Source organism: Blautia obeum ATCC 29174 (assembly GCF_025147765.1).
GTDB lineage: Bacteria > Bacillota > Clostridia > Lachnospirales > Lachnospiraceae > Blautia_A > Blautia_A obeum.
Genome location: NZ_CP102265.1, coordinates 440,486 through 460,123, shown reverse-complemented (window position 1 = coordinate 460,123; position 19,638 = coordinate 440,486). Strand labels below are relative to the sequence as shown.

The following is a 19,638-nucleotide window of genomic DNA, read 5'->3' as shown; positions in this document are numbered from 1 at the left end:
TCCTTACTGTTCCAGAGTTTTTGCTTTTTCAACTACTTCGTCTATAGTTCCTACATTGAAGAATGCGTTTTCCGGATATTCATCCATCTCACCATCGATGATCATCTTGAATCCACGGATTGTTTCTTTAAGCGGAACATATTTTCCAGGAATACCTGTGAAGTTCTCAGCTACATGGAACGGCTGAGAAAGGAATTTCTGGATCTTTCTTGCACGGAATACAGTATTTTTATCTTCGTCAGAGAGCTCTTCCATACCAAGGATTGCAATGATGTCCTGCAGCTCTTTGTATTTCTGAAGGATTTCCTGTACACGGCGTGCTACTTCGTAATGCTCTTCACCTACAACATCTGCTTCAAGAATACGGGATGTAGATTCCAGTGGATCTACGGCCGGGTAAATACCCTGCTCAACGATCTTACGGGAAAGAACTGTCGTTGCATCCAGATGTGCGAATGTTGTTGCCGGTGCCGGGTCAGTCAGGTCATCGGCCGGTACATAAACTGCCTGTACAGAAGTAACGGATCCGGATGTTGTGGATGCGATACGCTCCTGCAGTTCACCCATCTCTGTAGCCAGAGTCGGCTGGTAACCTACTGCGGAAGGCATACGTCCAAGAAGTGCGGATACCTCGGAACCTGCCTGTACAAAACGGAAGATATTATCAATGAAAAGAAGGACATCTCTATGTTCTGTATCACGGAAATATTCTGCCATAGTAAGACCTGTTTCCGCAACACGCATACGGGATCCCGGCGGCTCGTTCATCTGTCCGAACACTAAGGCTGTTTTCTTAAGTACGCCGGATTCTTTCATTTCACTCCAAAGGTCATTACCCTCACGGGAACGTTCACCAACACCGGTGAAAATAGAATATCCACCATGCTCGGTAGCGATATTCTGGATCAGCTCCTGAATCAGGACTGTCTTACCAACACCGGCACCACCAAACAGACCGATCTTACCACCCTTTGCGTAAGGAGCAAGAAGGTCGATGACTTTGATTCCTGTTTCCAGGATCTCAACTGCCGGTTTCTGTTCTTCAAAACTCGGCGGATCTCTGTGGATTACCCAATGCTCTGCATCATCCAGAGATTCTCCACCATCTACTGTCTCCCCGAGAACGTTGAACAGTCTTCCCAGAGTACAGTCACCTACAGGAACTTTGATTCCACTTCCTGTAGCAATTACTTCTCTGTCTCTCTGAAGTCCCTCACTGGCACTCAGCATGATGCATCGAACCACATCATTTCCCAGATGCTGAGAAACTTCCATAACACATTTTTTACCGTTGTTTTCAACTTCAAGAGCATCTTTGATATCCGGCAGATCTCCATCTTCAAAAACAACATCTACAACAGGTCCCATGACCTGTACGATCTTACCTTTACTCATTCTCGTCACTTCCTTTTCTGGGCCTTTGCACCGCTACAAACCTCTGTGATCTCCTGTGTGATCGCTGCCTGACGTGCCCGGTTATACTGAATCGACAGATCCTGAAGCATTTTCTTTGCACTGTCCGTAGATGACTGCATAGCGGTCATTCTGGCATTGTGCTCACTGGCATATGCTTCAACCAGACATCCATAGATCACACCTGTCAGATAGTTTGGAATCATGATATCCAGCACGCCATCTGCGGAAGGAAACATTTCGATTTCTTCCTGATGAACTTCTGCCGGCATCTCAAGCGGTGAAAAGCTGGTCTTTTTTAAAGGAAGAAGCTGCATATTTACCGGTTCCATCACAACTGCATTCTGCATCTGTGTATAGATGATATGCACCTCGTCCACTTCTCTTTCCAGAAAGCCTCTTATAACTTCCTCACTGATCATTCTTGCCCTGTGCATGGTTGGCTTCTGTACAGTATAACGGAAGCTTCCATCCATATCGACATCTTTTTTACTGAAATACTGTCTTCCTACAACACCAAGGACATACAGTTTATGGTGGCCAGGAGTATTGGCCATAAATTCCTCTGTCATCTTGGTAATATTGTGGTTATAGGCACCTGCCATACCCTTATCACCTGTTACCACAATCGTCGCAATCTTACGTTCCTCTGTAGGAATCAGGTGGCGGACACTGAAAAACGGATGCTGTATATCCGGGATATGTCGGAGGATACGTGCGATCGCACTCTGCATATTGTAGAAATACGGCTCGGTATCCGACAGTATCTTTTTGGCTTTTTTCATTTTGGAAGAGGAAATCATATACATGGCATTGGTAATTTTCATTGTGTCCTGGACACTGCTTATCCTGCTCTTTATTTCTCTTGCATTTGCCATAAATTCCTCCTGCCGGTTACTGTCTCTGACAAACTTGTCATTTCACAGTAATCGCATTCTTTACAAATAATTTATTTGGTAGCTGCACGATCCCTGAACTCATCTGCAACCTGAAGGATCTTTTCTCCCAGTTCATCACTGAGTACCTTGGTCTCTTCGATTTCTTTACCGATTTCCGGGTAAACATTATCGAAGTATGCCAGAAGATCTTTCTGATACTGTTTCACATTCTTTTTATCCACATGAACCATTTTTTTATGAGTTGCTGTCCACAATGTAATTACCTGTTCGTGAAGTGCAAGTGGATTACACAGCGGCTGTTTCAGAAGTTCCATCAGGCATCCGCCGTATGCCAGCTGTGCCTTTGTTGCTTCATCCAGATCGGAACTGAACTGTGTGAAGACTTCCATCTCACGGTACTGAGCAAGATCGATACGAACACTTCCGGATGCTTTTTTCATTGCCTTTGTCTGGGCTGCACCACCAACTCGTGATACAGAAAGTCCGACGTTTACGGCCGGTCTCATACCGGAGAAGAACAGGTCGCTCTCCAGGAAAATCTGACCATCTGTAATAGAAATTACGTTGGTCGGAATATATGCAGATACATCACCTGCCTGTGTCTCGATGATCGGAAGAGCTGTAATAGAACCGCCTCCCTTTTCATCGCTCAGACGGCTGGATCTCTCCAGAAGTCTGGAATGCAGGTAGAACACATCACCAGGATATGCCTCACGTCCCGGAGAACGTTCCAGTAACAGGGACAGTGCTCGATATGCTACTGCGTGTTTAGAAAGGTCATCATATACGATCAGCACATCTTTTCCCTGATACATAAAGAACTCAGCAAGTGCTGTTCCTGCATAAGGTGCAATGTACTGAAGCGGTGCACAGTCACTGGCTGTTGAGGAGAATACTGTTGTGTACTCCATCGCACCGTATTTTTCGAGGTTGGATACAACCTTTGCAACGGTAGATGCCTTCTGTCCGATTGCTACATAAATACAAATTACATCCTTTCCCTTCTGGTTCAGGATCGTGTCGATTGCGAGTGAAGTCTTACCGGTCTGTCTGTCACCGATGATCAGCTCACGCTGTCCACGGCCAATCGGGAACATGGAATCCAGAGAAAGGATACCTGTTTCCAGCGGTACAGTTACGGATTTACGGTCGATGATTCCTGGTGCAGGATTCTCTACCGGGCGATATCCTTCTTCTTTGATCTCGCCTTTTCCATCTATCGGAGCACCAAGGGCATTTACGATTCTTCCTACATATCCATTACCAACAGGAATACCTGCCTGTTTTCCGGTTCTGGTTACTTTGGTTCCCTCTTTGATTCCGGTATCTTTACCAAACAGGATGCATCCCATGCTGTTTGTACGGATATCCTGAACCATTCCCTTGAGTCCGTTTTCAAATACTACAACCTCACCATACATGGCATGGTCAATTCCATAGACAGTCGCAATTCCGTCACCTACAGAAATAACCGTTCCCACTTCCTGGTTCTGGCTGATCTCATCATAATTTTCTATTTCTTCTTTTAGAATAGAAATAATCTCATCTGGGTTGATTGCACTCAACGTGTTCACCTCCGGGTCAGTTTCTGTTGTAACATACGGTAACGTCCCCGCATGCTCCAGTCAAATTCACGTCCGTCTGCCTGGAGGACAAATCCTCCGATCAGACTTTTGTCTTCTATCATCTCTATTTCGGCCTGTTCAGCCTGAAATTCCCGGCACAAAAATGCTTTGATGCCTTTCAGCTGTTCATCCTTCGGCGGTGTTACATAACGCATCACTGCATGCAGGATGTTCTTATGTCTTCTGCAGATTTCTTCATAATTTTCAAAGATCTCATTCAGAAGACCGATGTTTCTGTGTCTGCAGGCAACCTTAATGAAATTCTTCATCTCATCAGGGATCACTCTGTCGATCACTCTGCTCTTTGCTTCAAAAGGCACCAGTGGGTTCTCAAGGCTCTCTGCCAGCCCCGGAACCTCACGGAATATTTCTTTTGTTGTCTGTACGGCTTCTGTCGAAACAGAAAGCTCGTACAGTGTTTTTGCATAATTAACGGCGGTCGCTGTCATCCGGATCACCTGCTTCTTCTATAAATTGATCATATAAGGATAAATCCTGATCTGCTCCACTGTCCTTACCAATGATCTTAGCTGCAGCTTTCATAGCAAGCTCTGCAACATCGCCTTTCATCTGACGCATTGCATTCTCGCGTTCCATACGGATGTCTTCCTGTGCCTTTGCAAGCATGGCATCTACTTTTGCGGTTGTCTCTTCTACTGTATGGTCTGCCTGAGCTTTTGCTTCTTTTCTGGCCTGTTCCATGATCTGGTAGGATTCTTCTTTTGCAGATTTTAAAGCACCCTCATACTGTTCCTGAAGTGCTTTTGCATTATCCTGTCGTTCCTTTGCTTCTGCAAACTGCTGGTCGATCATCGCTTTTCTCTGGTCCATCACATTTATGATCGGTCCGAATAAAAACTTCTTCATCAAAAGATACAGAACCAACAGGTTGATGATTGTGAAGACAAGGTTGATATCAATCTTTATCACCTAGTCCACCTGCCTCTCTTATCCTGATTCATTCTCATTGTCTATATCTTTTCTATTAGCCCAGCATGATGATGATCAGAAGACCGATTACGAAACCGTAGATAGCTGTTGCCTCGGCAAGTGCACATCCTAACAGAAGGTTCTTACTGATCTTACTCTCTGCTTCAGGCTGTCTTGCGATTGCTTCTACTGCTTTTGAAGTTGCGAGGCCGATACCGATACCAGCTCCGATACCTGTAAGAACTGCGATTGCTGCTCCGATTGCTACTAATGTTGACATAATTTTTTCCTCCTCGATTGACAAAAATAATGAATTTTCTTAATTTGATATCTGTTTATCCTGATTATTCAATTGCTTCCTTGATAAACAGCGATGTTAAGAATACGAATACATATGCCTGGATGAATCCGTCAAAGAAATCAAAGTACAGGCTGAATGGTATGGGAAGAATTGCCGGACATATAAACTCAAGCAATTTCATTACTACGAAACTTCCCAGGACATTACCAAATAATCGCATACACAATGATGTCGGCCTGATCGCCAGTTCCAGAATGTTGATCGGAAGCATGATCGGAACCGGTTCTGCAAAACTATGCAGAAATCCTTTGAGTCCTCGTTTATGAAAACCAGAGTACTCGATCAGAATAATGCTCATGAGCGAAAGTGCTATGGTCACATTCATATCCTTGGTAGGTGGTGTGAAACCAAAGACACCTGCTATATTGGCAATTCCAATATAGATAACGGTAGACATCAGATAAGGGATATATCTTTTTCCCTCTTCTCCAAGAATTCCTTCAAAGAAATTCAAGAGAAAACTTACTCCTGATTCCAGAAGAAGCTGTTTCTTGCCTGGATTCTCAACCTTGAGATTACGAACCAGTATCAGTGAAAGTACTAACAGCACTGCCATGATCACCCATGTAACAACTACACTCTCTGCGATCGGCACTCCGCCAAACACCGGTATCGTAAAGGCAGTCTTGCTTTCCAGCTCTTCTGCCAGTGTGGCTGATAAATTTCCCGTCTTTCTCCCTCCTTTTCTCTCGACCGGATTGTCATTAAATTGGTATGACCGGTCTGTCTTTGTTGCACTTATTTTACGCTCTTTGTCAAAAAAAAGTCAATATCCATTCTCCCTATTTTGTCTCAAAATGGAATGCAAAATTATGCACATTTCACAATTATATTTAATATAACTTCATATTATAATTGATACTTCTCCATAGGACAAAACCGACAAGGAACCGTCTGCTTCCTCTACCTTCAGTCTTCCATCCGGGCATATTTCCAGTGCTTTCACTCTGCGGATCTTATCTCCGTCCGAAATACAGATTTCCCTTCCGGGCACAAGATTATGTTCTATATATTCCTGCGGAAGTCTCAGTTCTCTGGTTTCCTCAAGCAGGGCATTTACAATCTCTGCGGCCAGTCGGCTGCGGTCAAGCTCTCCCGCAGCTTCCCGGTTCTCATATATTCCACCGGCAATTCCTTTTAACGAATCCGGGTATCCGTCCGCTGCCTCAAAAATATTCAACCCGATTCCGACCACGGCAAATTCAATATTTCCACTCTCAAAGTCTGTGACTGCTTCTGTAAGAATGCCGCAGACTTTTTTTCCATTATGATAAAGGTCATTAACCCACTTAATATCCAGTTCAACTCCGGTAATTTTCTTTACTGCTCTGTAAACTGCCACTGCCGCCTCTGCAGTCAGAAGCAGACTCTCCTGAAGACTGCCTTTCGGTTCGAGGATCACACTCAGGTAGATTCCTGCATCCTGCGGTGAATAAAAACTGCGTCCCCGCCGGCCACGTCCTTCTGTCTGGCATCCCGCCAGCACAAAGCTTCCATGACCGGCTTCTCCGGTAATAGCAGCCGCTTTCGCTGCACGGTTCGTAGAATCCACTTCCTGATAAACTTTGATATAAACCTCCGGAAACGACAAAAAAGGCCGTATTGCTTCAACGGAAAGTCGATCATTCGCTTTCACCAGCATATAGCCTTTATTTGGTCCCGCCTCTATCATGTATCCTTCTTCCCGAAGAGATTTCACAGCTTTCCAGATTGCTGCCCTGGTACAGTGAAGCTCCTCGGCTAACTTTTCTCCTGAAAGGGTCTCACCCTTCTCTTTCTCCAGAATTTCCAAAAGTCTTGATTTAACGGTCATATTCTATTCTTCTCCATAATTCATCAGAGTATTCTTCATAAATGATATATATTCTCTGCGTACATTCTCCGGTGATATGATCACTGCCCCTGTTCCAAGGCTGGCCAGCCAGCCAAAGAATTTCGGACTGACACTGATGTGCGTCTGCATCGAAAAATGCTTTTCATCCCGGGGAATCAGCATGACATCCTGTCCAAAACGATCCAGGACCACACCAACAAAACGGTTTTCAAATTCCATCCGGACGGGAGTTTCTTTTCCTCCAAACATTCCAAAAGTTCCGGCTGAAAATTTCTCCATATCAAAATTTTGAAAAATGCTCTCTCCATTTCTTTTAGCTTTCTCAATATTCAGATGTTTGATCTTGTCAACACGATAATGTTTGACGATCTCACTTTTCTCGTCCATACCCAGCAAATAATAATTTTCGTTCTTCCAGATTAATTTCCACGGACTTACTCTGTATCTTTCTCCACCGCGTTTCTGTTTCAGATTCTTAGAAAAATCCCATTCATAATACAGGAAACCGATCTGATGGTTCTCCGCAATTGCATCATAAATCCCCTGAATATTCTGATATACTTCATTGTTCGGTGACTTCACTCCCGGTACTGTATAAGTCTGATACTGAAGTTTCCTCGCTTCACTGGCACTGGTCAGACTTTCCAGTTTGCGTAGAAGTTCCCGGGACTGTTTCTGCGTCAGGAATCTGGATGACTGCACTGCGTCCATCAAAATCTTCAATTCCGGAAGTTCAAACTTCCTGTCCGCAAGGAAATATCCCGAAGGACGTCCTCTTCGATTCTCAATCTTCATTCCGAACACCCTCAGTGTCTCTATATCATCGTAGACAGCCTTACGCTCCACACTGATTCCATAACTGTCCATATATTTTATGATCTCAGCTACGGATATCGGATGTTCTCTGTCCGTCTTCTCTTCAAATGCCTTCATCAGATATAAAATTTTGAGTTTCTGATTAAATGATCTCGGCATACATTCTCCCTTATTTATCTGCCAATGCTATAACTACACCTGAATATAATACCATAAAGCCAAGTGCCAGGGCAATCCTGTCTGCAGAATGAAAATCCAGTTTCAAAACCATCGCACCCATGATCATGATCTCTATTGTAACGATCGCCCCTAATACCATCGCCATGATACTGGAAAATTTCCTGCGATTCTTCTTTCCGTGACTTCTCTCTGCCCTGTAAACTCTTCCTTCTGCATTTGCTGTGTTGACCATCGTGGTTTCCTCCCTTTATACCGAACATGTTTTCCGAACATTTGTTTCTTATATTGGGAGTATCTCATATTTAATGTACGATAAAACGGGACAAATCATTCAAAAGCAAATATATGTTCGTTTTTATGCAGAAAAATTGATTTTTCTGACATTCCAGTTTCCATTGTCGATTTCCATAAGAGCCATGGTGACTTCTCCGCCAAAACGACTCCTGCCACAGCTTCCCGGATTCAACCACAGCCGTCCATCGATCATTTTTTCAAAATAATGATGACTGTGTCCGAAAATAACAACCTGCGCTGTTCCCAGATCCCATGCAACATCTTTTTTATTATGTGTCATAAAGAATTCCGTTCCTTCTATTTTAAATCGCAGTGTAACTGAAAGCTTTTCGGCCCAGTCACGGTCATTATTTCCACGCACGACATAAAGACTGCCAAGATACCGGAGCTGGTCAAGGATTTCCGGCCGGTCAACATCTCCTGCATGTAAAATGCAATCACATGTCTTAAGTATGCTGATCACTTCCGGTCTCAGCAATCCGTGTGTATCAGATATGATGCCAATTCTTTTTGCCATCTGTTTTCTCCTGTAACATTCCTATCAGAAAATTTCTCAGAATCCTTCAATCCTTCTTTTCTTTCGGAGTGCATAACGTTTTTCCGCACCCTGCCATTCTGCCTTTTCAGCCTCTGTCTCAACGATCAGCCCCGGTACTTCGACTTTGTTGTCGTTTTCATCAAGCGCCACCATAACTTCATATGCACGGTTGATCATCTTGCGCATACCGTCAGAATCTTCCACATATGTATCGATCCGTACTTCCATGGATGTTCTTCCCACGTATGTCATCTTTCCGATCAGGACAACAGTATTTCCAAGATAGGCGCCTGCCTTAAAGTTCAGATTGTCCACGCAGGCTGTTGTGACGATCGTTCCTGCATGGCGGTGAGCCACAATCCCGGCCATTTCATCAATCCACTGCATGAGGACACCACCAAACAGACGTCCATAGCTGTTGATATGCTTATTCATGATCAGATAGGTGTTTTCAGTGCGGGAATCTTCCACCCTCTTCATTTTCCGCATTTTATCACTTCCTTCGTTTATTTGAGTCCCTGTTCATGAAAACGTGCCGCCGCTTTTTCGTATTCCGGAAGTGGGACACCATATTCTTTTCCCAGACGGACGATTTCATATACAAGACCATCTATTTCTGATTTTTTGCCCGCATACACATCTCTCTGCATAGAGGTGGTTGCCTCCGGTGCCAGTGGTGCCACAATCTTCAGATTTCGCTCCACAAGATCCTCCTGAAATTCAATTCCCATCGCATGGGACAGCGCTACGATCTCAGTGATCAGAGCTTTAAACATTTCTCTTGCCTCTCCGTCTTTCTGAAAATCTGCTGCTGTCGCATTACAGTAAAGTCCGGCTACTCCGATCGGCGATACGTAAGAGAATTTTACCATAGCATCTCTGCGAATATCTTCAGAGAGAATCACTTCTATATTTTCACATGCCATATCTTTTGCAATTTCACGCATCTTTTCCGTCTCTTCTTCCGGTTTTCTCGCACCGAAGACAACACGGAGAATTTTTCCATGTCGCAGGATCACACCCGGCTCCAGAATATTGGCAGATACGTAGATACATCCATCCGGCACTGTCAGTTCCGGAAATTCTTTCTGAAGTTTTCCTCCTGTCCCATAAATATTGAGGATTGGAAGGACTACTGTATCTTTTCCTGCAAGTTTCCGGATCACCGGAATTGTTTCCGTCATAGAATAACCTTTTACACAGACCAGGATCACATCAGGTGTATCACTGTATTCTTCCACTGTGCATGCTTTTACCGGAATCATTTCTCTTTTATGATCCCACAGGCGTTCCATGCCCAGACCATTTTTTCTGATCGCCTCAAGGTGTTTTCCTCTGGCGATGAGGGTTACATCTTTTCCTGCCTTCGTCAGAAAAAAACCAAGACTTCCGCCGGTTCCGCCAGCTCCGATGATTGCATATTTCATATCACAGAATTCTCCTTTTCTTAAAGAATCAGCTCCTCATATCCTGAGGAGCCGATTAGATCATTATATATTTTTCGCGCAGATGTCTTCCAGACAGCATCTGTCACAATACGGTTTTGTTCTCGCTGTACACACCTCACGTCCATGGTACACAAGGCGATGGCAGAAATCACTTCCTTCTTCCGGTGGAATGATCTTCCACAGGGCCATTTCCACCTTCTTTGGTTCTTTGATTCCATCCACAAGCCCGATTCGATTACAAAGCCGGATGCAATGCGTATCTGTAACAATTGCCGGTTTGCCAAAAACATCTCCCATGATCAGATTGGCACTCTTGCGTCCTACGCCAGGAAGTTTCAAAAGTGCCTCGAAAGTTGTCGGGATGTTGTCATCATACTGTTCATGAAGGATTCTCATACATGCACTGATGTCCCTGGCTTTGCTTCTGCCAAGTCCACACGGCCGGACGATCTCCTCGATCTCCTCCGGCTCTGCAGCCGCCAGCGATGCCACATCCGGATACTTCGCATAAAGCTCCTCTACAACTACGTTAACTCTTGCATCTGTACATTGCGCTGCAAGACGGACACTCACAAGCAGTTTCCATGCCTGATCATAATCCAGTGTACAGCCTGCATCCGGATATTCTTTTTTCAGCCGGGCGATCACTTCCAGTGCCAGTTCTTCTTTTTTCATTATTTTCTGCTTCTCCGATGTCTCTTAGATTGTTCCGAAAATACGGTCACCTGCATCACCGAGTCCCGGGCAGATGTAAGCATTTTCATTCAGTTCACGATCCAGATGTCCTACATAGATCTGCACGTCCGGATGTTCTCTGTGAAGTCGTTCCAGACCTTCCGGTGCTGCGATGACAAACATACATTTAATATTCTTTCCACCATGCTGCTTGATCATTCTGACTGCGTCTACCGCAGAACCACCGGTTGCAAGCATCGGGTCTGTCAGCACGATCAGTCTCTGTTCGATCGGATCCGGAAGTTTGCAGTAATATTCATGTGGTTCATGTGTCTCCGGATCTCTGTAAAGGCCGATATGACCGATCTTTGCAGACGGAACCAGCGTTGTGATACCGTTTACCATACCAAGTCCGGCACGAAGTACCGGCACAACTGCCAGCTTCTTTCCGGCGATCATTGGGGATTTACATTTCTCGATCGGAGTTTCAATTTCCACATCCTCCAGTGGAAGATCTCTCAGTGCCTCATATCCCATAAGGACTGCAATTTCTTCGATCAGTTTACGGAACTCATTTGTTCCTGTATTTTTGTTACGAAGCATAGAAATTTTGTGCTGGATCAGCGGATGATCCATAATAAATACGTTTTCCATGTTTTCCTCCATTATCATTCTCTTTAGAATTATATCACTGTCATACAACTATGGTGATTATACCTTATTTCTTTTCCATTGACAACTCCCACCGAAATGATACACTGAATTTAATCCTTTTTAGTAACTTTCATCTGATCAAGCGGATATTCGCAATTGAAGCAGGGAACTTACTTGATTCGCTTAAATAATTATTCACTATTTTTGAAAGGAGCATTCTTCATGGGCAGCTGCGAAAAAGAATTTGAATCTGCCGGTCAGGAAGCCAGGCGTCTTGCTATTGCATTAAAACGTTTTACGGAAGTTCAGGATCCTGTATGGAAAGAAAAATATCAGCATTATCTTTCCCTTCGTTTCCGGCCTGCCATAATCGAACTAATCCGTCAGGATGATTTTTTTCGTATTCAGAAACTCTGTCAGTTTGTATCGATCACAGAATCCGCACTCGACACATTTATTGAGGAAGCCGTCCGGCTCCACCGGGAAGAAATTCTTTCCTTCTTTCTGGAATTCCAAAAAGACCACTTTGGCTTTCATGACCATGACTTTACCTTCTGAAACAGATAAGGAGTAAGATTATGAAACATCCTATTTCTCCGGACACCTCCGGTCTTTATGAAAAAATATGGAATTTTGTACGTGAACAGCTTTCTGTCAGATATCCCTTTTTTCGTCGTCTTCTCTGGAATTTTTCCTTTCAGGAATCCTCAGAAACATCCTCTGCCGGCACAGATGGCAGTGTCATCTATTTCTGCCCGGATTTTCTTATAAAAACGTTTCAGGATGATCCCGATACTCTGGAAAAGCTTTTTTTGCATATGCTGTATCACTGTCTTTTCCTTCATCTGATCCTGGAGATACCTTCTGAAGCTCAGCGCTGGGATCAGGCCTGCGACCTTGCTGTATATCGACTGATCCATCATGAGAAAAAAGAATATCGTCCGGCTATACTTTATTCGCAGAATCCTGAGCTGCCGGAAACCTGTGCAATGGATGATCATCAGTTCTGGAAACAGGCTGACCGTAAGAAGCTTCTCGAACAGATGAAAAATCTCTGGAACAACAGTTATGGTACCGGTGGTTTCGGTCTCTACGGTTCTAACGGCAGAGGCACTTCCCCGGGGAGTCTGCAGGAAGAAATCAGTCTGCGAGAAAAACACCGCTATGATTTTCATCGTTTTCTCAGACATTTTGCCGTTCACCGCGAGGAACTTCATACAGATACAGAAAGTTTTGACTATATTCCTTATCTCTATGGTCTGGAACATTATGGCAATATGCCACTCATTGAACATCTGGAATACCAGGAAGTAAACCGCATGGAAGAACTCGTCATTGCGATCGATACTTCCGGTTCCTGCTCCGCCGCTACAGTCCGGCGTTTTATGGAAGAGACTTATGGGATTCTCAGTGATCACGAAAATTTTTTCCGCAAAATGAACCTTTACATCATTCAGTGTGACAGCTTTATTCAGGACGTTATACATGTTACCTGCGAAGATGACTGGAAAAATTATCTGACACATATCACGATCCGCGGTCGTGGCGGCACAGATTTCCGCCCTGTTTTTGCATATGTACAGAATCTCCGTAACACCGGAGCTCTCCGTAATCTGAAAGGACTTTTGTACTTCACAGACGGAGATGGTATTTATCCCGAAAGACCGACAGATTATCAGACTGCTTTTATTTTTTACCGTGAAAAGGCCCTACATCAGAAAGTTCCGGTCTGGGCACATAAGTTATATATGGATGAAACATAATCTTGCATTATCTCAGATGCAGAAAGGATACCACATTTTATGAATATCAAAGAAGCAAAACAGGAACTTCTCCAAACCATACAAGTCTATACTCGTAAAGATTCCAATGGCCATTATCTCCTGCCATCTGTCAGACAACGACCGATTCTCCTGATCGGGCCGCCCGGTATCGGCAAAACAGCGATTATGGAACAGGCCGCCAGAAAATGTGGAATCGGACTGGTTGCTTATACAATTACACATCATACACGCCAGAGTGCTGTCGGTCTCCCTGTCATTGTAAAAAAGAATTTTCAGGGAAAAGAATATTCCGTAACAGAATACACCATGAGCGAGATCATTGCTTCTGTTTATGAAAAGATAGAAGAAACCGGCTGTAAAGAAGGAATCCTTTTTATCGATGAGATCAACTGTGTATCCGAAACGCTGGTTCCCACTATGCTGCAGTTTCTGCAAAATAAAACATTTGGTACCCATCCGGTTCCATCCGGCTGGATCATTGCTGCCGCCGGAAATCCTGTTGAATACAATAAATCTGCCAGAGAATTTGATATTGTCACTCTGGACCGCGTAAAACGAATCGATATTGAACCAGATCTCAATGTATGGAAAGAATATGCATCTGCAAAAGGGCTTCATCCTTCTGTTCTTTCTTACCTGAGTTTAAAAAGAGAACATTTTTACCATATTGAGAATACGGCGGACCGCATCTGTTTCGTCACTGCACGTGGCTGGGAAGATCTTTCTGCAATTTTATACGGATATGAGGATATGCATTTTGCTCCGGATGAAAACCTGATCCGTCAGTATCTGCAGGATGAAGAGATTGCAAGAGATTTTGGTGCTTATTACCAGCTTTACGCAAAATATCGTCAGGATTACCGGATTCCTGAAATTCTCTCCGGATCCCTTGATGAATCCGTTGTAGAGTCACTCTGCACGCTGGCAGCCCATGCCCCAACAGATGAACGTCTTACTGTTGCCGGGCTTCTTCTGGATGGATGGAACACCTTATTTCTGAAATTCCGGGAAGAAGACCAGTTCGCAGTCGCCCTTCAGAGCGTACTCCGTCAGGCCAGAGCCTCACTTCTTGAAGGAAATACGCTTGCTGCTTTTACAGAACAATATCGAACTTCTCAAAAAATCCGCCTGGAAAACCATCTGCTTGACCGCATGGAAACAGACTGCACGGAACGTATTGCCCGAATTCTTGAGCAAAGTCTCTCCCTCACTCAGCAGGAACGTATTTCTGCTCCGGAAGAAGTAATCGCGATCCTGCGTCACGCTCTGGAGGAAAATGTCAAGATCCGACAGGATACTGTAAACCGCACTTCTCTGGCGCTGCATCTTGGCTTTTCTTTTGCTGAGTCGGCTTTTGGTGATGGACCTGAAATTTTGTTTCTGATCTCAGATCTCAGTCATAACGCAAATGCAGTATCTTTCATTAGTCATTTTGGCTGTGAAGAATATTTTCGTTTCAATAAAAAGCTGAAATTTCAGGAAGAACGGCAGAATCTTCTCCAGGAAATTGATTCTGTTATAAGGACAGTCTGACAAAAAAGGAAGGTGGTCTCCCCTCTGAGGAAACCCCTTCCTTAAATTAATCTTTCTTTTAATTACCACTGAAACCGCCCTGCATTTTCCGCTGATATCTTCCATTCTGGTGTTCCAGCATTTCGCGAAACTGCGCTGCATACATACTCAGAGACATTGCCATGCAGACTGCACAGGCTCCAATCAGTACATTAGATGTAGAATATGGAAGTCTCGGTCCTGCCAGCAGGATCAGTACAACTACATAAGTTACTGCTGTATTCAGCTTACCATGCCACTGTGCCTCAATCGTTTCTTTTGTCTCCATCAGTACTTTCCACCCTGTAACTGTCATATAACACTCTTTTATCACAAACAGGATCAGCACAAGCTTCGCCAGTGGATATCTTGGAATCAGATACGCAATCATCACACCCTGCATAGCCTTATCTGCCACCGGATCCAGAATACGTCCGACCTGGCTGATACTGTTAAAGGATCTGGCAATTCTGCCGTCCAGAACATCTGTTGCCGCAGCGGCAAGAATGAGCAGTACAAGTACCGTACGGTACTCTCCTACACCATATCTCTCAAATATTCCAAAGAATACAACTGCCAAACACAGTCGAAGTGTGCTGAGCAGATTCGGAACCGTACAGATCTCTCTGCGTGTAAGTACTTCTGCCAGGCGTTCCTTTCTTGCAGGAAGCACTCTGTAAAACAGCTGATAACAAAGAATATTCAGGATCAGTGCAGTCATAACATCTGCCACACTGTGCTGTTTCAGGAACATCGTTGATAAAACGATCGATATTGTAAGTATGATCTGACTTACCGTGAACAATTTATTTTTCCTGCACCGTTCATTTTGATATAAGGCGATACAGCTTGCTGTTGCATTAAATACATGCATGCTTGGGAAAATATTGGTAGGTGTATCAATTTTATACAAAAAACGTATCACACTAATAAACACACCGCCTCCGGTACTGCCAAGATCCGGTCTCAGATGCTGTCCGTTCGGATATACATAAGAGATCAGCAGAAACAGTGTCATACCTACACCCAGAGTTCCGAGATATTGATAATATTCTTTTTTGCTCGGGCAGAATACCGCAAAATAAATCACTGTTCCGATCAGGAAAAAGTACCAGAGTACATATGGAATAATAAAATACGGGCAAAACGGAATCTTATCATCAGCTAATGAATGAATCATATGTATTTTTACATCGCTCTGCTCCATCAGCATAAACGAGATCATATAAAAAATTCCATAAGCAGGTATGATCCACAAATGCTTTGATTGTTTCAGATAATTCAAAATATCCATCCTTTCCGGCTACAGCCTGTCTGTTACTGTTCATAGCAAAACTCTGCTGTCATTGGACTTCTGTTTTTTCTGTAGCTTATGATATCTCTATCCTATCAAATAATCAATGCACAAAATGCCGAAAATGGACAGTTTTACAAAAATTTCATAGTTGTTTTATAAATAATTTTAAAAAGGAAGCGTCTTTATGCTACGCTTCCTCTTCTTTTCCGTTCATCATTTCTGCAGACCTGCTGAAATTCTCTTAACTTTTCTTTTGCTTCCGGGCTGAGGTTCTGTGGCACCTGAATTCGGATCGTCACATACTGATCACCATGAACAGATGGATTTTTCATCGAAACGATACCTTTGCCCTTCAGACGGATCTTCCTTCCTGTCTGAGCACCTTCCGGAATACGGCAGATCACATCCCCGTACAATGTAGAGACTTTTGCCTCGCCGCCAAAAACAGCTGTTGTGAATGGAATTTCTGTTGTTGTATAGACATCCATACCATTCCGTTCGTATCCTGGCTTTGGCTGAATATTTACTTTCAACAAAAGATCTCCGGCTTCTCCTCCGTTAAATCCAGGATTTCCTTTTCCCTTCAGACGGATGCTCTTGCCATTTTCGATACCTGCCGGAACATGTACCTGCAGTGTCTGGGAATCGCTTCCTGACGGATCCGAAAGACGGATCATTTTATCGCATCCAAATGCAGCATCTTCAAAGCTGATACTTACTTCAGACCTGAGGTCACTGCCTTTTTCCTGGGTATGCCCTCCAAATCCGCTTCCTCCGAAACCACTGTGAAAGCCCTGTCCGCCAAATCCACTGCTCTGACGACTGTATCCACTGTTTTTCTGACCATGGAACATATTTCCAAAGATATCTCCGAAAATATCTCCCATATCACCCATATTACTATTTTCAAAATGATACTCATGATAACCATTGCCGCCCTGACCAAAGTCAAATCCTCCAAAGCCTCCATGAAAACCGCCTCCGGTCCCATTCTGTCCACCGGCTCCATATGGATTTCCACTGCCCTCTTCAAATGCAGCAAAACCATACTGATCGTATAATTTCTTCTTTTCTGTATCACTTAATACATTGTAAGCTTCTGTAACTTCTTTAAATTTCTGTTCTGCCTGTTTATCACCAGGATTCATATCCGGATGATATTTTTTTGCAAGTTTTCTGTATGCACGTTTGATCGCCTTGGCATCGGCATCTCTTCCGACTCCAAGGACTTCATAATAATCTCTCTTAGCCATAATGCCACCTCCGGTTCACATTGCTAAAAAGGAGATGCAGTTATTTTCACCGCATCCCCTGTCCATCTCTTTTGTTCTATATGTAATATAACACGCACACATACTATTGTCAAGAGTTCCTCAAATATTTTAAAAATAATCTGATATATACGGAGTCTGCTGCTCGATCGCATCCTCAAGCATATCAATCGTCCACTCTGCTGCCTGAATACGTCCAATCTTTGCAAGATATTCCGGACGTTTGTAGCCCATCAGCATAGTGGTCATTGTCTGAATATTGATCGTATCTTCGCATGGCTCCATGATCCGCATAACCTGTCCATGACCATCCCTTGAGATTATCAGATGGAAATTTCCCTGATTACATTCCATGATCGGATCGACCAGGCGGAATTTCCATTCCCGGTCAAGTACACTTGGTTTAAACGGATATTTCTCAATGAAAGAAACAAAATCAACGATCCTACCCATATAATATGGAGAAATCACTTCTTTGATACTCGCATCTTCCAGAAGGAATGCCAGCGGTTCATCTGTATATGTATCGCCTTCTACCTGATTGATCATGGAAAAATGAGCTGCCACAAAGTTCCAGAGACCTGTCCTTGCCTCCTCATTATTAAAGATCATATCTTTAATATGAAATACTTCTTTGGCGATCCAGTAGATCACATAACCATCCGGCTCATTTTTTTCATTATAATATACTGCTGCCATGATATCATCAGAATCCCACAACCAGTACTCATTCCATGCCAGATCATCACGAAGGATCGCACCATGTGTTCTCATGGCATAACGCTTGTAGGTTTCTTTCAGCTCTTCTCCCTCCGTATCCACACGGCGGACATCCCCCGGAACCTGATGATTCTTCGGGAGCTGATAATCCTTGATTTCATAGGAAATCTTATCAGAAATGATTTCCCAGCCTTTGCGTCTGTAATACGGTATGGAATAAGGGTAAAGATAACAGATATCCTGTCCACGCTCTTTCATATTCTTGAGTGCCTGTTCCAGAAGCTTGTGCATCAGCCCCATGTTGGAATATTCCGGGTAGGTTCCTACACCGGTAAGACCGCCCATCGCATAAGTCTGCCCAAAGATCCGTACATGCATCGGATAAACTGCCACCTGAGAAACCAGGGTATCATTATCAAACCATCCTATAACATCTGCCTTTTCCATGGTAGGAAATTTGGCACGGATAATTTCTCTCTCCTGCCATCCAATGGAACTCAGCTCCTGCTCAGTTACCTGAAATACATAACGAAGAAGTGCATTATACTGCTCCATGTATTCACTGCCTACGGGTTTCATTTTGAGATTCTTTTTGTTATTCATGTCTTCTTTCCCTTTTGTCTGATGCCGGCTGCTTCTATTACATTTAATACCCACAAGTCCCACCCCTCAGTTGAAGGGTGGGACTTCATACTGCATATATGAAGTGCTCCAAGCTACACTTCAGATTTAAAATCAAAATTCCGGTTCAATTAAACCGTATGTGTTTCCTTTACGTTTGTATACTACATTGACCTGTTCAGTCTCTGCATTAAAGAATACGAAAAAGTTATGTCCCAGGAGTTCCATCTGTACGCATGCATCTTCCGGATACATAGGTTTGATTCCAAATTTCTTGGTACGGATAATCTTAACCTCTTCATCTTCTTCATAATCCTTATCCAGATACTCTTTCTGGAAGTTTGCAGCTGCCTGCTGTTTATCAACGATTTTATTTTTGTATTTACGAAGCTGACGTTCGATGACTTCTTCAACCAGGTCAATGGATACATACATATCATTGCTTACCTGTTCGGATCTGATGATATTTCCTTTCATCGGGATCGTTACTTCGATTTTCTGTCTTTCTTTTTCGACACTTAAAGTTACTACCACTTCTGTGTCAGGAGTAAAATACCGTTCCAGTTTGCCGAGTTTATCCTCTACTGCGGTCTTGAGTCCCTGGGAAACTGTGATGTTCTTTCCACTAATAATAAATTTCATAGTCCCATCCCCTTTGCTGTTTATTTTGGATGATATTTTTATAAACAACTGTTTTGTTGTCTATGCGTTCATTATAACACACTCC

The 19,638-nt window shown here is 43.6% G+C and carries 22 protein-coding genes; 3 read left to right on the top strand and 19 right to left on the bottom strand.

Annotated elements, in window-relative coordinates; all coding sequences use genetic code 11:
• Positions 1 to 3: 3 nt before the first annotated feature.
• The 15 genes from atpD to upp form a co-directional block, all read right to left on the bottom strand.
• Entirely contained in the window at positions 4 to 1,395 is a 1,392-nt protein-coding gene (gene atpD, locus NQ503_RS02085; RefSeq protein WP_005425861.1) for a F0F1 ATP synthase subunit beta, read from the bottom strand.
• Positions 1,396 to 1,400: 5 nt separating this feature from the next.
• On the bottom strand, positions 1,401 to 2,291 hold the full coding sequence (gene atpG, locus NQ503_RS02080) for an ATP synthase F1 subunit gamma (RefSeq protein WP_005425859.1): 891 nt from the start codon (positions 2,289 to 2,291) through the stop codon (positions 1,401 to 1,403).
• A 71-nt stretch (positions 2,292 to 2,362) separates the two neighbouring features.
• A complete protein-coding gene (gene atpA, locus NQ503_RS02075; protein WP_171030252.1) occupies positions 2,363 to 3,877 on the bottom strand; it encodes a F0F1 ATP synthase subunit alpha in 1,515 nt (504 codons plus the stop codon).
• 5 nt (positions 3,878 to 3,882) lie between these two features.
• Positions 3,883 to 4,386 (bottom strand): ATP synthase F1 subunit delta, encoded by a 504-nt coding sequence (gene atpH, locus NQ503_RS02070; protein ID WP_005425856.1) that lies wholly within the window; start codon positions 4,384 to 4,386, stop codon positions 3,883 to 3,885.
• A complete protein-coding gene (gene atpF / locus NQ503_RS02065; protein ID WP_044925820.1) occupies positions 4,367 to 4,867 on the bottom strand; it encodes a F0F1 ATP synthase subunit B in 501 nt (166 codons plus the stop codon). Before atpF ends, atpH begins: the two co-directional genes overlap by 20 nt.
• A gap of 55 nt (positions 4,868 to 4,922) precedes the next feature.
• Positions 4,923 to 5,147, bottom strand: a complete 225-nt coding sequence (atpE, locus tag NQ503_RS02060; protein WP_005425853.1) for an ATP synthase F0 subunit C — start codon at positions 5,145 to 5,147, stop codon at positions 4,923 to 4,925.
• A 64-nt stretch (positions 5,148 to 5,211) separates the two neighbouring features.
• Positions 5,212 to 5,877 carry a F0F1 ATP synthase subunit A gene (locus tag NQ503_RS02055; protein WP_044925818.1) on the bottom strand — a complete coding sequence of 222 codons (666 nt, stop codon included), beginning with the start codon at positions 5,875 to 5,877 and terminating at the stop codon, positions 5,212 to 5,214.
• Positions 5,878 to 6,072: 195 nt separating this feature from the next.
• On the bottom strand, positions 6,073 to 7,041 hold the full coding sequence (locus NQ503_RS02050; RefSeq protein WP_005425850.1) for a biotin--[acetyl-CoA-carboxylase] ligase: 969 nt from the start codon (positions 7,039 to 7,041) through the stop codon (positions 6,073 to 6,075).
• A gap of 3 nt (positions 7,042 to 7,044) precedes the next feature.
• On the bottom strand, positions 7,045 to 8,037 hold the full coding sequence (locus NQ503_RS02045; RefSeq protein WP_005425849.1) for a helix-turn-helix transcriptional regulator: 993 nt from the start codon (positions 8,035 to 8,037) through the stop codon (positions 7,045 to 7,047).
• Between the two features lie 10 nt (positions 8,038 to 8,047).
• Positions 8,048 to 8,290, bottom strand: a complete 243-nt coding sequence (locus NQ503_RS02040) for a hypothetical protein (RefSeq protein ID WP_005425848.1) — start codon at positions 8,288 to 8,290, stop codon at positions 8,048 to 8,050.
• Between the two features lie 123 nt (positions 8,291 to 8,413).
• Complete coding sequence (locus NQ503_RS02035) at positions 8,414 to 8,869, bottom strand: metallophosphoesterase family protein (RefSeq protein ID WP_005425847.1); 456 nt, start codon at positions 8,867 to 8,869, stop codon at positions 8,414 to 8,416.
• Between the two features lie 36 nt (positions 8,870 to 8,905).
• Positions 8,906 to 9,379, bottom strand: a complete 474-nt coding sequence (locus NQ503_RS02030) for an acyl-CoA thioesterase (RefSeq protein ID WP_005425845.1) — start codon at positions 9,377 to 9,379, stop codon at positions 8,906 to 8,908.
• Positions 9,380 to 9,396: 17 nt separating this feature from the next.
• On the bottom strand, positions 9,397 to 10,317 hold the full coding sequence (locus NQ503_RS02025) for a ketopantoate reductase family protein (protein ID WP_005425844.1): 921 nt from the start codon (positions 10,315 to 10,317) through the stop codon (positions 9,397 to 9,399).
• Between the two features lie 63 nt (positions 10,318 to 10,380).
• Positions 10,381 to 11,013, bottom strand: coding sequence for an endonuclease III domain-containing protein (locus tag NQ503_RS02020; RefSeq protein ID WP_005425843.1), 633 nt, complete (start codon positions 11,011 to 11,013; stop codon positions 10,381 to 10,383).
• Between the two features lie 24 nt (positions 11,014 to 11,037).
• The gene (gene upp, locus NQ503_RS02015) at positions 11,038 to 11,667 is read right to left on the bottom strand and encodes a uracil phosphoribosyltransferase (RefSeq protein WP_022388507.1); all 630 of its coding nucleotides are present in this window, start codon (positions 11,665 to 11,667) and stop codon (positions 11,038 to 11,040) included.
• A 222-nt stretch (positions 11,668 to 11,889) separates the two neighbouring features.
• Here upp and NQ503_RS02010 point away from each other — a divergent pair, with 222 nt between their 5' ends.
• The 3 genes from NQ503_RS02010 to NQ503_RS02000 are packed head-to-tail and all read left to right on the top strand — an operon-like array spanning position 11,890 to position 14,984.
• Complete coding sequence (locus tag NQ503_RS02010) at positions 11,890 to 12,225, top strand: hypothetical protein (RefSeq protein WP_005425839.1); 336 nt, start codon at positions 11,890 to 11,892, stop codon at positions 12,223 to 12,225.
• 20 nt (positions 12,226 to 12,245) lie between these two features.
• Complete coding sequence (locus NQ503_RS02005; RefSeq protein ID WP_005425836.1) at positions 12,246 to 13,430, top strand: vWA domain-containing protein; 1,185 nt, start codon at positions 12,246 to 12,248, stop codon at positions 13,428 to 13,430.
• A 39-nt stretch (positions 13,431 to 13,469) separates the two neighbouring features.
• Entirely contained in the window at positions 13,470 to 14,984 is a 1,515-nt protein-coding gene (locus tag NQ503_RS02000; protein ID WP_005425835.1) for an ATP-binding protein, read from the top strand.
• Between the two features lie 58 nt (positions 14,985 to 15,042).
• Here the strand turns inward: NQ503_RS02000 and NQ503_RS01995 are convergent, their stop codons facing one another.
• The 4 genes from NQ503_RS01995 to hpf form a co-directional block, all read right to left on the bottom strand.
• The gene (locus NQ503_RS01995; protein WP_167531116.1) at positions 15,043 to 16,287 is read right to left on the bottom strand and encodes a CDP-alcohol phosphatidyltransferase family protein; all 1,245 of its coding nucleotides are present in this window, start codon (positions 16,285 to 16,287) and stop codon (positions 15,043 to 15,045) included.
• 194 nt (positions 16,288 to 16,481) lie between these two features.
• Positions 16,482 to 17,552, bottom strand: a complete 1,071-nt coding sequence (locus NQ503_RS01990) for a DnaJ C-terminal domain-containing protein (protein ID WP_005425832.1) — start codon at positions 17,550 to 17,552, stop codon at positions 16,482 to 16,484.
• A gap of 129 nt (positions 17,553 to 17,681) precedes the next feature.
• The gene (locus tag NQ503_RS01985; RefSeq protein ID WP_005425831.1) at positions 17,682 to 18,893 is read right to left on the bottom strand and encodes a GNAT family N-acetyltransferase; all 1,212 of its coding nucleotides are present in this window, start codon (positions 18,891 to 18,893) and stop codon (positions 17,682 to 17,684) included.
• A gap of 132 nt (positions 18,894 to 19,025) precedes the next feature.
• Positions 19,026 to 19,553 (bottom strand): ribosome hibernation-promoting factor, HPF/YfiA family, encoded by a 528-nt coding sequence (gene hpf / locus NQ503_RS01980; RefSeq protein WP_005425827.1) that lies wholly within the window; start codon positions 19,551 to 19,553, stop codon positions 19,026 to 19,028.
• Positions 19,554 to 19,638: the final 85 nt, after the last annotated feature.

Excerpts from the sequence above, each read along its gene's own strand:
- atpD (WP_005425861.1), bottom strand. The coding sequence starts at position 1,395 with ATGAGTAAAGGTAAGATCGTACAGGTCATGGGACCTGTTGTAGATGTT.
- atpG (WP_005425859.1), bottom strand. The coding sequence starts at position 2,291 with ATGGCAAATGCAAGAGAAATAAAGAGCAGGATAAGCAGTGTCCAGGAC.
- atpH (WP_005425856.1), bottom strand. The coding sequence starts at position 4,386 with ATGACAGCGACCGCCGTTAATTATGCAAAAACACTGTACGAGCTTTCT.
- atpE (WP_005425853.1), bottom strand. The coding sequence starts at position 5,147 with ATGTCAACATTAGTAGCAATCGGAGCAGCAATCGCAGTTCTTACAGGT.
- NQ503_RS02050 (WP_005425850.1), bottom strand. The coding sequence starts at position 7,041 with ATGACCGTTAAATCAAGACTTTTGGAAATTCTGGAGAAAGAGAAGGGT.
- NQ503_RS02045 (WP_005425849.1), bottom strand. The coding sequence starts at position 8,037 with ATGCCGAGATCATTTAATCAGAAACTCAAAATTTTATATCTGATGAAG.
- NQ503_RS02040 (WP_005425848.1), bottom strand. The coding sequence starts at position 8,290 with ATGGTCAACACAGCAAATGCAGAAGGAAGAGTTTACAGGGCAGAGAGA.
- NQ503_RS02035 (WP_005425847.1), bottom strand. The coding sequence starts at position 8,869 with ATGGCAAAAAGAATTGGCATCATATCTGATACACACGGATTGCTGAGA.
- NQ503_RS02030 (WP_005425845.1), bottom strand. The coding sequence starts at position 9,379 with ATGCGGAAAATGAAGAGGGTGGAAGATTCCCGCACTGAAAACACCTAT.
- NQ503_RS02025 (WP_005425844.1), bottom strand. The coding sequence starts at position 10,317 with ATGAAATATGCAATCATCGGAGCTGGCGGAACCGGCGGAAGTCTTGGT.
- NQ503_RS02020 (WP_005425843.1), bottom strand. The coding sequence starts at position 11,013 with ATGAAAAAAGAAGAACTGGCACTGGAAGTGATCGCCCGGCTGAAAAAA.
- upp (WP_022388507.1), bottom strand. The coding sequence starts at position 11,667 with ATGGAAAACGTATTTATTATGGATCATCCGCTGATCCAGCACAAAATT.
- NQ503_RS02010 (WP_005425839.1), top strand. The coding sequence starts at position 11,890 with ATGGGCAGCTGCGAAAAAGAATTTGAATCTGCCGGTCAGGAAGCCAGG.
- NQ503_RS02005 (WP_005425836.1), top strand. The coding sequence starts at position 12,246 with ATGAAACATCCTATTTCTCCGGACACCTCCGGTCTTTATGAAAAAATA.
- NQ503_RS02000 (WP_005425835.1), top strand. The coding sequence starts at position 13,470 with ATGAATATCAAAGAAGCAAAACAGGAACTTCTCCAAACCATACAAGTC.
- NQ503_RS01990 (WP_005425832.1), bottom strand. The coding sequence starts at position 17,552 with ATGGCTAAGAGAGATTATTATGAAGTCCTTGGAGTCGGAAGAGATGCC.
- NQ503_RS01985 (WP_005425831.1), bottom strand. The coding sequence starts at position 18,893 with ATGAATAACAAAAAGAATCTCAAAATGAAACCCGTAGGCAGTGAATAC.
- hpf (WP_005425827.1), bottom strand. The coding sequence starts at position 19,553 with ATGAAATTTATTATTAGTGGAAAGAACATCACAGTTTCCCAGGGACTC.